15 protein-coding genes are annotated in these 14189 nt (G+C 66.2%); 4 read left to right on the top strand and 11 right to left on the bottom strand.

What is annotated here, in order from left to right:
• Positions 1 to 8 precede the first annotated feature (8 nt).
• The gene (locus JOF55_RS19705; RefSeq protein WP_374727319.1) at positions 9 to 1475 is read left to right on the top strand and encodes an aldehyde dehydrogenase family protein; all 1467 of its coding nucleotides are present in this window, start codon (positions 9 to 11) and stop codon (positions 1473 to 1475) included.
• A gap of 72 nt (positions 1476 to 1547) precedes the next feature.
• Here JOF55_RS19705 and JOF55_RS19700 read toward each other — a convergent pair whose 3' ends face one another.
• The 7 genes from JOF55_RS19700 to JOF55_RS19670 form a co-directional block, all read right to left on the bottom strand.
• Positions 1548 to 1823: a muconolactone Delta-isomerase family protein gene (locus tag JOF55_RS19700; RefSeq protein ID WP_310276425.1), complete on the bottom strand. Its 276-nt coding sequence runs from the start codon at positions 1821 to 1823 to the stop codon at positions 1548 to 1550.
• A gap of 92 nt (positions 1824 to 1915) precedes the next feature.
• Positions 1916 to 2623, bottom strand: coding sequence for an alpha/beta fold hydrolase (locus JOF55_RS19695; protein WP_310276422.1), 708 nt, complete (start codon positions 2621 to 2623; stop codon positions 1916 to 1918).
• Complete coding sequence (locus JOF55_RS19690; protein WP_310276420.1) at positions 2620 to 3486, bottom strand: class III extradiol dioxygenase subunit beta; 867 nt, start codon at positions 3484 to 3486, stop codon at positions 2620 to 2622. Before JOF55_RS19690 ends, JOF55_RS19695 begins: the two co-directional genes overlap by 4 nt.
• On the bottom strand, positions 3479 to 3823 hold the full coding sequence (locus JOF55_RS19685) for a hypothetical protein (protein ID WP_310276417.1): 345 nt from the start codon (positions 3821 to 3823) through the stop codon (positions 3479 to 3481). Before JOF55_RS19685 ends, JOF55_RS19690 begins: the two co-directional genes overlap by 8 nt.
• A 10-nt stretch (positions 3824 to 3833) precedes the next feature.
• Complete coding sequence (locus JOF55_RS19680) at positions 3834 to 4721, bottom strand: bifunctional 5,10-methylenetetrahydrofolate dehydrogenase/5,10-methenyltetrahydrofolate cyclohydrolase (protein ID WP_310276414.1); 888 nt, start codon at positions 4719 to 4721, stop codon at positions 3834 to 3836.
• Between the two features lie 8 nt (positions 4722 to 4729).
• Positions 4730 to 5602, bottom strand: coding sequence for a formyltetrahydrofolate deformylase (gene purU / locus JOF55_RS19675; protein WP_310276411.1), 873 nt, complete (start codon positions 5600 to 5602; stop codon positions 4730 to 4732).
• On the bottom strand, positions 5599 to 6483 hold the full coding sequence (locus JOF55_RS19670; protein WP_310276409.1) for a methylenetetrahydrofolate reductase: 885 nt from the start codon (positions 6481 to 6483) through the stop codon (positions 5599 to 5601). Before JOF55_RS19670 ends, purU begins: the two co-directional genes overlap by 4 nt.
• Before the next feature lie 253 nt (positions 6484 to 6736).
• Here JOF55_RS19670 and JOF55_RS19665 point away from each other — a divergent pair, with 253 nt between their 5' ends.
• The 3 genes from JOF55_RS19665 to ligM all read left to right on the top strand — a co-directional run bounded on the left by JOF55_RS19665 (position 6737) and on the right by ligM (position 9732).
• Complete coding sequence (locus JOF55_RS19665) at positions 6737 to 7459, top strand: PIG-L deacetylase family protein (protein WP_310276407.1); 723 nt, start codon at positions 6737 to 6739, stop codon at positions 7457 to 7459.
• Complete coding sequence (locus JOF55_RS19660) at positions 7456 to 8151, top strand: 4-carboxy-4-hydroxy-2-oxoadipate aldolase/oxaloacetate decarboxylase (protein ID WP_310276404.1); 696 nt, start codon at positions 7456 to 7458, stop codon at positions 8149 to 8151. The genes JOF55_RS19665 and JOF55_RS19660 overlap by 4 nt, the downstream gene beginning before the upstream one ends.
• 177 nt (positions 8152 to 8328) lie before the next feature.
• The gene (gene ligM / locus JOF55_RS19655) at positions 8329 to 9732 is read left to right on the top strand and encodes a vanillate/3-O-methylgallate O-demethylase (protein ID WP_310276401.1); all 1404 of its coding nucleotides are present in this window, start codon (positions 8329 to 8331) and stop codon (positions 9730 to 9732) included.
• Positions 9733 to 9871: 139 nt separating this feature from the next.
• Here the strand turns inward: ligM and JOF55_RS19650 are convergent, their stop codons facing one another.
• The 4 genes from JOF55_RS19650 to JOF55_RS19635 all read right to left on the bottom strand — a co-directional run bounded on the left by JOF55_RS19650 (position 9872) and on the right by JOF55_RS19635 (position 14048).
• Positions 9872 to 11230, bottom strand: a complete 1359-nt coding sequence (locus JOF55_RS19650; protein WP_310276398.1) for an NAD-dependent succinate-semialdehyde dehydrogenase — start codon at positions 11228 to 11230, stop codon at positions 9872 to 9874.
• 115 nt (positions 11231 to 11345) lie between these two features.
• The gene (locus JOF55_RS19645) at positions 11346 to 11564 is read right to left on the bottom strand and encodes a hypothetical protein (protein WP_310276393.1); all 219 of its coding nucleotides are present in this window, start codon (positions 11562 to 11564) and stop codon (positions 11346 to 11348) included.
• A gap of 239 nt (positions 11565 to 11803) precedes the next feature.
• Positions 11804 to 13213, bottom strand: coding sequence for an MFS transporter (locus tag JOF55_RS19640; protein ID WP_310276390.1), 1410 nt, complete (start codon positions 13211 to 13213; stop codon positions 11804 to 11806).
• 238 nt (positions 13214 to 13451) lie between these two features.
• Positions 13452 to 14048 (bottom strand): TetR/AcrR family transcriptional regulator, encoded by a 597-nt coding sequence (locus tag JOF55_RS19635; RefSeq protein WP_310276387.1) that lies wholly within the window; start codon positions 14046 to 14048, stop codon positions 13452 to 13454.
• Between the last annotated feature and the right edge of the window lie 141 nt (positions 14049 to 14189).

The following is a 14189-nucleotide window of genomic DNA, read 5'->3' as shown; positions in this document are numbered from 1 at the left end:
GGAAACAAATGACGGTGTCTTCCGACCAGCTGCCCGAGATCAGGACCGAGCTCTTCATCGACGGCGACACCCGCAACGCCGATGACGCGCTACGGGTGCTCGACCCGGCCGACGGGGTATCGACCGTCGGCTACGCCGCAGCCGCGAACGCCGAGCAAGCCGAATCCGCGGTTGCCGCGGCCCATCGGGCGTTCCCGGCGTGGGCCACCCGCACCCCGCGGGAACGAGCCGCACTGCTGACCGAGTCCCTGGCCGCGCTGGAGGCCGACCGCCCGGCCACGGCGGAGGTACTCACCCGCGAGAACGGCAAGATCCTGCAGGAATCCCACGTCGACTCCATGGTGTTCGCGCACCGCTTCGACCTGGCCGCAGGTCTGGCCGATGAGCTCGAGCACGTGACGTCCCTACCGGCACCGCCCTACCGGACCGAGGTCTCCTACCGGTCACTGGGAGTCGTGACGATCATCGTGCCGTTCAACTGGCCATTGGCGATTCTGGCCGCCTCGCTGCCGCAAGCGCTGCTGGCAGGCAACACCGTCGTGGTGAAGCCGCCGCCCACCGCCCCGCTGGCCACCGTGCGTACGGTGCAGCTCGTGGCTCGATCCCTGCCTCCCGGCGTGCTCAACGTCGTCACCGGCACCGACGCGGAGATCGGTGCTGCGTTGATCCAGGACGACCGGGTCAAGAAGGTCTGCTTCACCGGCAGCACCAACGGTGGCAAACGGATCATGTCGATGGCCGCCGAGTCGCTGACCCGCGTGGCCCTGGAGCTGGGCGGCAACGATCCGGCGATCGTGTCGGCCGATGCCGACCTCGGCCCCGAGGCGATGCAGCGCCTGTTCGCCGGAACCTTCGACTCCACCGGCCAGATCTGCATGGCGATCAAGCGGCTCTACGTGCACCGGTCACGCTACGACGAGGTGGTCGAGGGACTCTCCGAGCACCTGGCCGCCACCCGGCTGGGCCACGGGCTGGACGAGAACGTGACCATGGGGCCGCTGCACAGTCGGCAGCAGCTGGAGTACGTGCGGGAGCTCACCGCGCAGGCGCGCGAGTCCGGTGCCGAGGTCCGCGAGTTCGGACAGGCCGCCGAAAGCGCCGAAGCCGCGCGCGGCAATTTTCTCCTGCCGTCCCTGGTGCTCGACCCGGCCGATGATGCCCGCGTCGTGGTCGAGGAGCAGTTCGGCCCGAGCCTGCCGATCCTGCCCTTCGAGGACGAGGACGACGCCGTTGCCCGCGCCAACGACACCTGGTCGGGACTGTGCTCCTCGGTCTGGACCCCGGACCTCGACCGGGCTGCCCTGCTGGGCGCACGGCTGCGGACCGGCTACACCTTCGTCAACGCCCACGGCGCCGCTCACCTCGACGAGCGCGCCCCGTTCGGTGGCTTCGACCACAGCGGCATGGGCCGCGAGATGGGCATCGAGGGTGTCCGCGAGTTCATGGACACCCAAGCGGTCGGGTTCCCGGCCTGACCCGCTTCGCACCACCGAAGTCGGTGGGTTGTGTATCCCTTCCGGAGCCACAACCCACCGACTTCTCCGCCTTTACTTCTCCTGCGGGTGCGTGGCGAGCACCTCGACGGAGACGTCCATCCACTTCCACATGGGCAGCGACGCCAGGGCCTCGTGCAGCGCGGCCGGGTCCTCGGCCTCGTAAAGCCCGACGGTGGCGTTACGCCCGGGAACCCGCCACAGCCGCTTGAGCATTCCGGCCTCGCGCAGTTGCCGGGCGCGTTCTCGTTCACCGCTGCGGAGCTGTTCGCGGGTCTCGTCCGGCACGTCGGGCGGCAGCAGGTTTTCGGTGCGTACCAGGAATTCCATCGTTTCTCCGAGTTCTCGGCCGGTTCGGCGCGGTGGTGATCACAGTGTGGGCACGACGGTGACCGGCCCGCGGGGCGGTCCGGTCACCGCGCTCACGATGCCTGTACCTCCAACAGCACGTCCGCCAGCTCCTTGGGTGCGGTGACCATGGCTTCGTGTCCGGTCGGGATGTGCTGGACCGGCCAACCGCGGGCTGCGGCCTTCTCGGCGTGCGGCTGGAACACCCGCATCCAGTCGGTGCACTCGACGAAGGCCGCCGGGACAGCCCCGAGGTTTCCGGCAAGCCGCAGGGGTTCGGTGTAGGTCAGCCACGGGTGCGGGGTCAGGCGCGGGGTGAGCCATTCCAGGTCGGCTTGCTCGGACACGCCGAGCTTGGTCAAAGAGCGCACGGGAATGAGCCAACCGAACCCGGGCCCGGACACCGAGTCCCGGTAATGCCCGGCGACCGTGGAGGGCAGCAGATCGATCGCGGCATCTCCGTCGTCGCCGACGAACGCATCGAGGTGGACGCGCTTGCTGACTCGCTCGGGAATCCGGTCGGCAACACCGGTGACGACCTGCCCCGCATAGCTGTGTCCGACCAGCACGACATCGTGGAGGTCATACGCCTCGACGAGCGCCACGACGTCCTGGACGTGCGTGCTCAGCCCGACCGACGGGGTGAGCAGGTGTGCGCGGTCGCTGACCCCGGTCAAGGTCGGGGCGTATACCTCGTGTCCTGCTTCGCGCAGCAACGGAACCACCCGCTGCCACGCCCATCCACCGTGCCAAGCCCCGTGGAGGAGGACGAAGGTACTCATGCCATCGCCCCTTCCCGGTCGCCCAGGTCCTCGAACAGCGCCAACGCCGCCGCGGTGTTGGACGCGGGCACGTGGTAGGTGTCGTGGACGCGAGCGATGCTGTCGCTCATCGCCCCGCGCATCACCAACCACATGATCAGCTCGATTCCCTCCGAACCGGCTTCGGCGATGTAGTCCTCGCGGGACAGCGCCGTGAGCGTCTCGGGACGGTGCTCGATCGCGTCCAGGAACATGCGGTCGAAGCGCTCGTTGATCAATCCGGCGCGGGCTCCGGCCAGCTGGTGCGACATGCCTCCCGTGCCGAACACCGCGACCTTCAGGTCCTGGGGAAACGACCGGATCGCCCGCCCGATCGCCTGCCCCAGCGCATAGCAGCGGGCGGCTGTGGGTTGCGGGTACTGGATCACGTTGACCAGCACCGGAATCACGGCGCACGGCCAGGCATCGCCCGGATCGGGACAATACACCGACAATGGCACGGTGAGCCCGTGATCGACGTCGAGCCGGTTGCACGTGGTGATGTCGAAGGAGTCGTCGACGAGCTCGCGCACCATGTGCTCGCTCAGTTGCGGTGCGCCGATCACCGGCGGCACCGGGCGAGGACCCCATCCCTCATCGGCGACGTCGTAGGAGTCGGCCGTGCCGATCGCAAACGACGGCACCAGGTCCATGTCGATGGCGTTGGCGTGGTCGTTGTACACGATCACCGCCACGTCCGGCTGGTGCTCGGCCATCCACTTCCGAGCCGTCTCGTAGCCGTCGAACAGGGGTTTCCAGTAGGGGTCCTCGGTCTTGTGGTTGTCCATCGCCGCGCCGATGGACGGCACGTGCGAGGTAGCAAGACCCCAGGTGATCCTAGCCAAATTTCCGCCCTCCCGAGCGCATGGTCGAAGCGAATTCCTCGGCCGACATGCCGGTGAAAACACCACCGAGGTACTGCATCGACTTCCGGTCCAGCATTGCCAACTTGAACGTGTAGAAAATGGAGGCGCCCAGATCCAGCATCGCGGTCCAGTCCCGCTCCAGGACCGCCTGCTTCTGTTCCGGCGACAGCTTGTAGGCATCGCAATAGGCGGCCTCGTCCTCGCTGAACCGTCGCCGGTTGTCGGCGTCCTTCAGCGAGCCGCACAGCCGGTTGAGCGCGTAACCCCGCCGACTCTGCGCCAAATCGAGTACGTAATCGTCGCGAGCTTCGGTCATTTCCACTCCCTCACCGAGCAGGTTCTCCGCCCCGGGTTTTGTCTGTCCGTGCGTAGCGCGCAGTTTCGCGATCCCGCGCTGCGCCGACCGTCTGCGCGAGCAGAGTCGCAATGGTCATGGGGCCGACACCGCCGGGCACCGGGGTGATGAACGAGGCTTTCTCGGCCGCCGACGCATATTCCACGTCGCCGGTGTTGTCGGCGTAGCCTGCGTCGACCACGACAGCGCCGGGTTTGATCCGGTCACCGCGGATCATTCCCGGCCGGCCGACGGCCGCGACCACCACATCCGCCTCGGCGAGCCGATCGGCGAGGTCAGCGGTTCGGGAGTGGCAGTAGGTGACGGTCGCGTCCCGCGCCAACAGCAGCATGCCCACGGGTTTGCCGAGGATGGGGCTGCGCCCCACTACCACGGCGTTCTTGCCCGCCAGCGGCACCTCGTAGGCGTCCAGCAGCGCCATGATTCCGCCCGGTGTCGCCGAATGGAAACCGCCCTCGTCGAGGGCCATGGCGGCAAACGAGGTGCGGGTGACCCCGTCGACGTCCTTACTCGGGTCGATCGCCTCGAACGCGGCGCGTTCGTCGATATGCTCGGGCACCGGATGCTGCAGCAGGATCCCGTCGACACCTGTGTCAGCGGACAGCTCCCGGATCCGGCTCACCAGTGTCTCGGTGTCGATGGTCGCGTCGAGCTCGATGCGGCGCGACTGCATACCGACCTTCGCGCAGCGGTTGGCCTTCATGCGCACATAGGTATGCGAGGCGGGGTCGTCCCCCACCAGGACTGTGACCAGGGTCGGGGTTCGATCGTACTCGTCGACGAACTCCGCCACCTCGCGATGAACCCGATCGAGCATCTCCGCCGACACGGCTCGTCCGTCCAGAATTCGTGCAGTCACCGGCTCTCCTAGAAAACGACCGTCGTGGTGCCGTCGCGGATGACGCGGTCGTCGCAGTGCCAGGACACCGCGCGGGACAGCACCAACCGTTCGACATCCGCGCCCTTGCGCTGCAGATCCCGCACCGATTCCCGGTGCGACACACGAATCACGTCCTGCTCGATGATGGGTCCCTCGTCGAGATCCTCGGTCACGTAGTGCGCCGTCGCGCCGACCAGCTTCACACCGCGTTCCTTCGCTCGTTGGTAGGGGCCTGCACCCATGAATGCCGGAAGAAACGAGTGGTGGATGTTGATGACCGGAACGCCCAGCTCGTCGAGGAATTCGCCGGAAACGATCTGCATGTAACGCGCCAGGACGAGCAGGTCCACATTGCCCTTGAGCAGGTTCAACTGCTCCTTCTCGGCGGCCGCCTTGTTTCCCCTGTCCACCGGCACGTGAAAGAAGGGAACATCGAACTGCCGCACCTCGTCGCCGAGATCGGGGTGGTTGGACACCACCATCGAGATGGTCATGGGCAGTTCTCCGCGCCGCTGCCGCCAGAGCAGATCGAGCAGGCAGTGATCTGCTCTGGACACGAAGAGGGCGACGCGTTTCTGTCGCTTCGCCTCGACAAGCTCGAATTCCAGCCCCAGCTCCGCACCCAGCTTGGCTTCCAGGCTCTCGTTCAGCTCGTCGAGCTTGGCCGGCATCTCCGGGAGATGAAAGACGGTGCGCTGGAAGAACCGGCCACCCGCCGGGTCACTCGAGGATTGATCGAGCGAGACGATGTTGGCCCCGTGCTCGGTGAGCACAGCCGATACGTTCGCCACGATTCCGGGGCGATCCGCTCCTCGAACGATGAGGCGTCCGCAGTCCTGGTCGTGGTTCTGCTCGGTCATGACCGATCGCCCTTGTCGGAGACCGCGGCCACCAGTTCCCGCCGCCAGGTCTCGGTCTTGCGTATCTCGTTGAAGGTGAAGATGTGCAGCCCGCGAATGTTTCCCGTGGTGTTGCCCACCACGGTGCCGAGCCGCTTGGCCAGTTTCGTCGGGTTGTAACCGCCCGGCAGGAGAAACCGCCACAGCAGGCTTTGTTGCTTCTGCAGGAACCGTGCCGACTGCCCCAACCCGATTCCCGCCGAGATCCGCATCAGCTTCTGGCGGCTCACCGGGCCCGGCATGCCCACGGAGACCGGAAGATCGATGCCCGAGGTGGCGATGCCCGCCGCCCAAGAACTCGTCGTGGTGGCATCGAAGCAGATCTGCGTGGTGACGTGGGTCGCCAGCGGCGCCTTCTGCTTCAGCGCCAGATCGATCGACTCCTGCGGGAGGGCCGCGTGCCCCTCCGGGTAACCGCCGATACCGACCTCCTCAAAAGGCTGGTCGGCCACCTCCATCGCCTGCAGCAGCGAGTACGCGTCCGGAAACTCGCCCGCCGGCTCCGAGGCGTCCCCGCCGATGACGAAGACCGACCGGCCCCCTGCCTCACGAAGACGGGCCACCACGTCGTCGACATGGCTTTGATCGACGAACTGCCGTGCGGGCAGATGCGGTGCCACACCGTAGCCGTGCCGCAGCAGACGCTCTGTCAGGTTCAGGGTCGCATCGATCCCTTTCGCCTCGGTGACCGTGACGGTCAGCGGCACCGTGACCGGTACCTCGGCGAGCACGTCCTGCTCGGTGCTCTTGAACGGCATCACCTCGTAACTGACGTTGCGCACCAGGTCGGCGAGATCGGAGTGTCGGCGCCGGCTTTGGGCAACCTCACGCTGGATGCTCATGGCGTCTCCTCAGTCTTCGTGCGAGCACAACCAGTAGAGCCGAGTGGAGATCGTGTTTCGTCCGGCATTGATGCCGAGTTGACCGCGACAAATGACCGAGGCGCCGAAGGCGGCATACCGCCAAGCGCGCTGAGTCGAACAACCGCACTGAGTCGAATGACGTAGAGCAGACCGGTCTCGGCGACGTCCCGATCCGGGCCGGCTTCTCCTACTGTCCTTCAGGACGGCCGAGGACTTCGAAGGAGATGCCGGGATGAGTTCGTTACTCGTGATCAGCGCCCATGCGGGCGACTTCGTCTGGCGGGCCGCCGGGGCCATCGCACTGGCCACCGCCCGCGGTGATCGGGCGAAGGTGCTGTGCCTGACCTACGGCGAACGCGGCGAGTCGGCCAAGGCGTGGCGCGAGGGCAAAAATCTCGAGGAGATCAAAGAGCTCCGGCGTGCCGAAGCGACCAGCGCCGCCGATGTGCTGGGCGCGGAGATCGAGTTCCTCGACGCCGGCGACTACCCGTTGCAGGAGAGCCAGGAGCTGGTCGACCGGATCGTGCGGGTGTACCGAGAGATCGATCCCGCCGTCGTACTGACCCACCCGCTGGAAGACCCCTACAACCAGGACCACCCCGCGGCCGCGCGCATGGCACTGCAAGCCCGCGTGCTCGCCCAGGCCATCGGCTACGACGCACCGGGCGAACCGCTGGGCGCGCCACCGGTGTTCTTCTTCGAACCGCACCAGCCCGAACAGTGCGACTTCAAACCGGACGTGCTGCTCGACATCACCTCGGTGTTCGACACCAAACGCACGACGATGGAGTGCCTGCCCGCGCAGCAACACATGTGGGAGTACTACACCGACCTCGCCAAACGGCGCGGCGTGCAGCTCAAGCGCAACGCAGGCCCCAACCTCGGCCTGCCGCACAACACCATGGGCGAGGCCTACATGCGACTCTACCCCCAGGTCACAGAGGTGCTGAAATGAACAACGTCATCGTCACCGACCCGCCCCGCGCCGAGCTCGACAAGGTCACCAAGCTTTCCGAGTACGGCGTCGCCACCGTGCACGAAGCACTGGGCCGCACCGGATTCCTCGACTCGCGGCTACGTCCGACACACCTCGGCTCACGCATCGGCGGCACCGCCGTCACGGTGCTGTGCTGGCCCGGCGACAACCTCATGATCCACGCCGCGATCGAACAATGCCGCCCCGGCGACGTGCTCGTCGTGACCACGACCTCGCCCTGCACCGACGGACTGTTCGGAGAGCTGTTCGCCACCGCCCTGCAGGTGCGCGATGTGCGCGGACTCGTCACCACCAGCGGCGTGCGCGACGTGACCGATCTGCACGAGATGGGCTTTCCCGTCTGGTCGGCCGCGGTCAGCGCGCAGGGCACCGTCAAGGCCACGCCGGGCTCGGTCAACGTGCCCATCACCCTCGGCGGGCAACTCGTCCGGCCCGGTGATGCCGTCCTCGCCGACGACGACGGCGTCATGGTCGTCCCCCGCCAGAGCATCGACCACGCACTCGAAGCTTCCCAGGCCCGCGTCGACAAGGAACAAGCCACCCGAGAGGCCTTCCGCAACGGAGAACTCGGCCTCGACCGCTACAACCTGCGCACCAAACTCGCCGAACTCGGCGTGCAATACCTGACCGCACAGGAATACGGACTATAACCGGTAACAGCTTTCCCGAATCCCGGTCGTCTCCATTTTATTACGTCATATGACTCAGCAGTCCCGGCCGATCGCGGACATTCCATTGCCGCCATTTCTCCATCTCATCCGCCACACGTCGTGGATAGCTTGAGAGTGACGGAATCGCCGACGATCTCGAAAGAAAATGGTAAGCACATGAGCGCGAAGAACCTGCAAGAAGTGTTGGACCAGGCGGGGAACACGGTGGATTTGCTCCGAAATTCCCAGCTCGGATCCTTCATCTACCCCGTCGTCCCGGCCGAATTCACGAACTGGCGCCGCGAGGTGACTTCCTGGCGTGAATCGGCAGTGCTGTTCGACCAGACGCACCACATGGTCAACCTGTTCGTCTCGGGCCCGGACGCGCTGCAGTTGCTCTCCGACACCGGAATCAACAGCATGGCCAACTTCCCGGTGGACTCGGCCAAGCAGTTCGTTCCGGTTTCCCCCGAAGGGGGGGTCATCGGTGACGGCGTCCTGTTCCGACTGGCCGACGAGGAGTTCGTGTTCGTCGGACGTGCCCCCGTGGCCAACTGGCTGACCTTCCGGGGCGGCAAGGGCTACAACGTCGACATTCGCTGGGACGAGCGCTCGCCCTCGCGGCCGTACGGCAACGCGGTCACGCGCGATGTGTGGCGCTTTCAGATCCAGGGCCCGAACGCGTGGAAGGTCATCGAAAAGGTCAACGGTGGCCCGGTCGAGCAGCTGCGCTTCTTCAGGATGGGCTACATGAACGTGGCCGGCGAGCAGGTTCGCACGCTGCGCCACGGAATGGCGGGAGCTCCGGGGCTGGAGATCTGGGGACCCTACGAGAGCTACGGCAAGGTGCGCGACGCCATCCTCGAAGCGGGTCGCGAATTCGGCCTGGAGCCTGCGGGGGCACGCGCCTACTCGTGCAACACCCTGGAGTCGGGCTGGATCCCATCTCCCCTGCCTGCGGTCTACACCAGCGAGGAAATGCGTCCGTACCGGGAATGGCTGGGGGCGGACAGCTACGAGGCGATGAACGCCCTGGCCGGTAGCTTCGTGTCCGACAGGATCGAGGACTACTACCTGAACCCGTGGGAGCTCGGTTATGGTCCCTTCGTCAAGTTCGACCACGACTTCGTGGGCCGGGACGCGTTGGAAGCCATCACCCCGGAAACCCAGCGACGCAAGGTCACCCTCGCCTGGAACGCCGAGGACGTCACCACGCTGCTGGCCTCGCCGCTCAACCAGGACGGTCCCGACTACCAGTTCTTCGACCTGCCCAACGCCAACTACGGATCGTCCAACTTCGACTCGGTGGTGGACGCGGAAGGCAGGCAGGTCGGGCTGTCCCTGTTCACCGGATACAGCGCGAACGAGCGCACGACGCTCTCACTCGCGACTGTGGATCCCGGCGTCCCGATCGGCGCCGAGGTCAAGGTGATCTGGGGAGAACCGGACGGCGGCACCCGCAAGTCGACCGTCCAGCCCCACGAACAGTTCGCCGTGCGCGCCGTGGTGAGCCCGGCACCCTATTCCGCCGTGGCCCGGGAGAGCTACCGACCCGGATGGCGCACCGCCGCAACGGTCTGACATCGACCAGGCGTATTCCGAGCAGTGGTCTGCCGTGGCGGGGCAGCACCTCATGGCCGGGTGGCGGGATGATCCCGCCACCCGGCAGGCAGTACGCCTCGAAAGCAGTAAGGCCGGTCGCCGTCGCCATGGCGTCGGGCTACAGTCGGATGGATTTCTTGTTCATGAATTCCTCGATGCCGAGCGGACCGAGTTCCCGGCCGATGCCGGAACGCTTGATGCCCCCGAACGGCAGATCGGCCTGCGAGCCACCGGAGCTGTTCAGGTACACCATGCCCGCCTCGATCTGCTCGGCCACGCGCCTGGCCCGCTCCCTGTCGGTGCCGTACACGCTGGCGCCCAGTCCGAACGGCGAGTCGTTGGCGATCGCGATCGCGTGCTCCTCGCTCTCCGCGCGGAACACCAGCACGACCGGGCCGAAGATCTCCTCGCGGTAGGCGTCCATCTCCTGGGTCACATCGGTCAGCACGGTGGCCGCCACGTAGGCCCCGGGGGTGATGCGGTGCCCGCCGGTGCGCAGCGTCGCACCCTGCCGGACGGCGGTCTCGATCTGCCCGGCCACCTCGTCGGCCGCGGCGGCCGACGCCAGCGGCGGCAGCTTCGTCGCCGGATCGGCCGGGTCACCCGGCACGTAGTACTCCGCCACCCGCTCGGTCAGCCGCTCGACGAACTCGTCGTAGATGTCGTCCATCACGATCATCCGCTTGGGCGCGTTACAGGACTGCCCGCAGTTGCGCATCCGGGCGGTGGCGGTGGCCTTGACCGTCTCGGCCATGTCGTCGGTGTCCAGCACGATCAGCGGATCCGATCCGCCCAGCTCCAGCACGGACTTCTTCAGGTTCTTACCCGCTTCGGCGGCCACCGAGATTCCGGCGGGCTCACTGCCGGTCAGCGACACGCCCTGGATCCGCGGATCGGCGAGCATCTCGGGGATCTGCTTGCTGGAGGCGAATACGTTGACGTAGGCGTCCTCGGGCACGCCGGCGTCGTGCAGCACCTGCTCGATCGCCACCGCCGAGCGCGGGCAGATCGAGGCGTGCTTGAGCAGGATGGTGTTGCCCAGCACCAGGTTCGGCGCCACGAACCGCGCGACCTGGTAGCAGGGGAAGTTCCACGGCATGACACCGAGCAGCGCGCCGACCGGTTCCTTGCGGATGACCGCCTCACCCCCCTTGATCGGCAACGGCTCGTCGGCCAGCATCGACGGCCCGTTCTCCGCGTAGTAGTTGAAGATGTCGACCACGACGCCGACTTCGCCGCGCCCTTCGTTGATCCGCTTGCCCATCTCCAGCGTCATGATCTCGGCCAGCTCGTCGGCACGCTCGGCAAAGAGCTCGGCCGCGCGTGCCACGATCTTCGCCCGGTCTGCGACCGAGCGGCGTCGCCACGATGCGTACCCGTGGTGCACCCGATCGATCGCCGCACGGACCTCCGCGTCGGTCGCGTTCTGGATCTCTTCAATCAGTTCGTCTGTAGCCGCGTTGGTGACTGTGTACATGAGGTGCGAGCCTCCGTCTTCTGCAATGCGGTCTCTCGGTCGACGATGCCAAGTCGGCAAAATACTGTATACACCATACTGCATTGCGCTTCCGCGCTCTACAATGTGAACGACATCACCGCGATCCGGCCCCGGTGCGCTGCACGGAGTTCCCCTCGCCCAGGGAGCGGATCACAACGTGGCCGAGGACGCCGAGGAGCTCGGCGGCCAGCTCCTCGCCTGCGCAGACGGCGCGATCGTGACCGCCTCCATGCAGGGTTCTCCGCAGCGCACCGCAGAGCACGTCAAGACCGCCGCACAGACGCTGATCGATACCCGCTGCAGCCCACAACATCGAGCCTCCCGGTACCGCCTATCCGGAGTGGTGCCGGAGCTACTTGGCGTCGACTCCGGCACCAACACCGCTTCAGGCGACCAGGGTGGTTCCGTACAAGCGAGAGAATCCGCCGCAGTGCCCGACCACTTCCCCTCGTTCACGGACGCGAGCACGTGCGTGTGCCCCTCGATCGCGGTCAACCGGCTGATGTCCACGCTCGGTGCTCGGTGTCGACAACGAATCCCGAGACAACACAACTAGTTCTTGACGCGCGCCGGAGCATGCAGATCTTCGAGGCTGCGCCCTGCTGTCCGCAAACCGAAGATGGCGAGGACGACGGTGCCGAGCAGTAGGAGTCCGCACAGTACTGCGAACACTCCGCCGAAGCCGAGGTCAGCGTAGAGATAACCGATCACGACTGGCGCCAGGATGGCTCCGATCCTCGCTGTCGCACTCGCCATGCCCATCCCGCTCGTCCGGATGCCCGTGGGATAGATCTCCGCAGTGTAGGCATACAGCGGCGAAGCGGCCCCGTTCATGAAAAACGACAGCGCCACGCTGTAGCAAAAGATCGACGCGGCGTTGCCCGCCGTGCCGAGACCAGCCGCGCAACCGACACTGCCCAGCAGAAACACCACGATGGTCCACTTGCGATCCAAGTGTTCACTGACCGACGCGGCGATATAGTAACCAGGCACCTGAGCGACTGCGCCGGCCATGGCGAAGGCGAAACTTTGGGAGATCGCGAAGCCTTTGAGCATGAGCAGCGTGGGCAGCCACGTGCCGTACCCGTACTGCGCCGCTTGGAAGGCGAACCACAGCAGGCACACCACCGTGCTCCGACGTGCCATCCCGGGACCCCACAGGGCCCCCAACCGTCGCAGCGGGTTGGTCTGTCCCGCGAGGCGGTCCACCTCGCACTCCACGCTGTCGCTCGACGACGCTGGAGGAACCGTGTCGCCTGCCGCGGCGGTATCTCGTTCGAACCGCTCCACGATCCCGCCTGCTTCGGCGATGCGCCCCTTGCTGATCAGGAACCGCGGCGACTCCACCATCGTCCGTCGCCACCACAGCAGAAGCAGTACCGGCAGAATGCCGCTCAGGCACGCGATCCGCCAGCCCGGCTCCGGCTGCGGACTGATCACGGTGACCGCGGTGAGCCCGGCCAGCACATAGCCCACGCCGAGGAACATAATGGTCCTGCCGATACTGCGGCCCCGATTCCGCCGGGGAAGGAACTCGGAGACGTAGGGGACGATCGCTGTTGCTTCGGCGCCGATCCCAATACCGCTGAGGATGCGCCACAGGATGAGCTCGCCGGGACTGGACGCGGTCGCCGCGAGCAGCGTGAACACCGCGTAGACGAGCAGGGCGTACATCAGCACCCGGCGGCGTCCGATCCAGTCGGCGAGCACGCCTGCGAGCAGTGCACCGATGAGATAGCCGATAAATACCGAGGCCAGGACCCACCCGGCCATCGAAGCGTCCAGCGACCACAGTGCCACCAGCGCCGACGCGGCATACCCGAGCAGCACTCCGTCGTATGCCTCGAACAGGTAGCCCATCCCTCCTTGCAGCATCAGCCGACGATGGGGTTTGGACAGAGGAAGCCGATCGAGCCGGTCGAGTAGTTCGGCACCGGCAGGCCCCGGGGTCGATGCGGTCATGGGCCGCTCCTTGTCTGAACCGCGTCGTTCAGGGTTTCGCCAAATTTATAAGACAATTTGTCCAATAGCGAACATTAGGTTCATGAATATAGACCGCGAACGAGCGCCGGTTCAAGAGGAGTGGCCGACGGCGACGAAGCACCGAGGGGCCGCATCGACACCGAGGTTGCGGCTGCTCACCGGATCACCGAGAGCAGCCGCGACGCACGGCCGCACGTCATCGAGACACGGGTTGGCCTCATCCGGGCAGGTCGAAGCCGCTGGCCCAGTAACGTCCATACATGGCCAGGTCGAGCAGCATGCGCGAGACCTCCTCCGCAGGCATCGGCGGCGTATCTTGGGAGACCCACCACTGGAGGACGGCTATCTGCTCGCCGACCCACACGCGAGCCAGCAGCTCGGCATCGATGCGCGGCGTAACACCGTTGCGCTCCGCGCGCACACGGAACTCCTCGGCCACCGCCTGCGCGAGCGAGTCCATGAACATGTGCAGGGGTTTGCCGTCCCCCTCCCCGCGCAGCACGATCCGGTACCGGTCGCGCTCGTCGTGCGCGTGCCGCAACAACTCGAGCAGCGGCTTGCCGGTGAACCCCACCGCGTTTTCGGTGATGGCCGGGCGCGTCCGCTCGGCCAGATCGGCCATCAAGTCGGAGGTCACCCTGGCGAACAATTCTTCCTTGCCCTGAACGTGACTGTAGAAGGTAGCGCGCGCCACGTCGGCGCGTTCGGCGATGTCCTCCACCGTGAGCGCGGTGAAACCACGCTCGAGCACCAGTGCCACCAGGGCGTCGCTGAGCGCACGCCGGGTGCGTTTGGTGCGCCTGTCCTCGACCATCTCTCCCTCTTGTTCGTCGCTGGGCCCCGCGCCTCCTCGGCACCGAGACCCGGATGCTCGGACATTGCCGAACCAGTGTAGGAGAGGTTGACAGAAGAGAAGTTATTGAACACTCTGTATGCAAATAGACTAAATGTAGAC

The organism is Haloactinomyces albus (assembly GCF_031458135.1).
GTDB classification, from domain to species: Bacteria; Actinomycetota; Actinomycetes; order Mycobacteriales; family Pseudonocardiaceae; genus Haloactinomyces; species Haloactinomyces albus.
Note: the sequence above shows the minus strand (reverse complement) of the source record. Positions and strands in the feature narration are given on the sequence as shown.

Bases quoted from the DNA above. Each gene is read 5' to 3' on its own strand.
- JOF55_RS19705 (WP_374727319.1), top strand. From the start codon at position 9: ATGACGGTGTCTTCCGACCAGCTGCCCGAGATCAGGACCGAGCTCTTC.
- JOF55_RS19700 (WP_310276425.1), bottom strand. From the start codon at position 1,823: ATGGAATTCCTGGTACGCACCGAAAACCTGCTGCCGCCCGACGTGCCG.
- JOF55_RS19695 (WP_310276422.1), bottom strand. From the start codon at position 2,623: ATGAGTACCTTCGTCCTCCTCCACGGGGCTTGGCACGGTGGATGGGCG.
- JOF55_RS19685 (WP_310276417.1), bottom strand. From the start codon at position 3,823: ATGACCGAAGCTCGCGACGATTACGTACTCGATTTGGCGCAGAGTCGG.
- purU (WP_310276411.1), bottom strand. From the start codon at position 5,602: ATGACCGAGCAGAACCACGACCAGGACTGCGGACGCCTCATCGTTCGA.
- JOF55_RS19670 (WP_310276409.1), bottom strand. From the start codon at position 6,483: ATGAGCATCCAGCGTGAGGTTGCCCAAAGCCGGCGCCGACACTCCGAT.
- JOF55_RS19665 (WP_310276407.1), top strand. From the start codon at position 6,737: ATGAGTTCGTTACTCGTGATCAGCGCCCATGCGGGCGACTTCGTCTGG.
- JOF55_RS19660 (WP_310276404.1), top strand. From the start codon at position 7,456: ATGAACAACGTCATCGTCACCGACCCGCCCCGCGCCGAGCTCGACAAG.
- ligM (WP_310276401.1), top strand. From the start codon at position 8,329: ATGAGCGCGAAGAACCTGCAAGAAGTGTTGGACCAGGCGGGGAACACG.
- JOF55_RS19650 (WP_310276398.1), bottom strand. From the start codon at position 11,230: ATGTACACAGTCACCAACGCGGCTACAGACGAACTGATTGAAGAGATC.
- JOF55_RS19645 (WP_310276393.1), bottom strand. From the start codon at position 11,564: ATGTTGTGGGCTGCAGCGGGTATCGATCAGCGTCTGTGCGGCGGTCTT.
- JOF55_RS19640 (WP_310276390.1), bottom strand. From the start codon at position 13,213: ATGACCGCATCGACCCCGGGGCCTGCCGGTGCCGAACTACTCGACCGG.
- JOF55_RS19635 (WP_310276387.1), bottom strand. From the start codon at position 14,048: ATGGTCGAGGACAGGCGCACCAAACGCACCCGGCGTGCGCTCAGCGAC.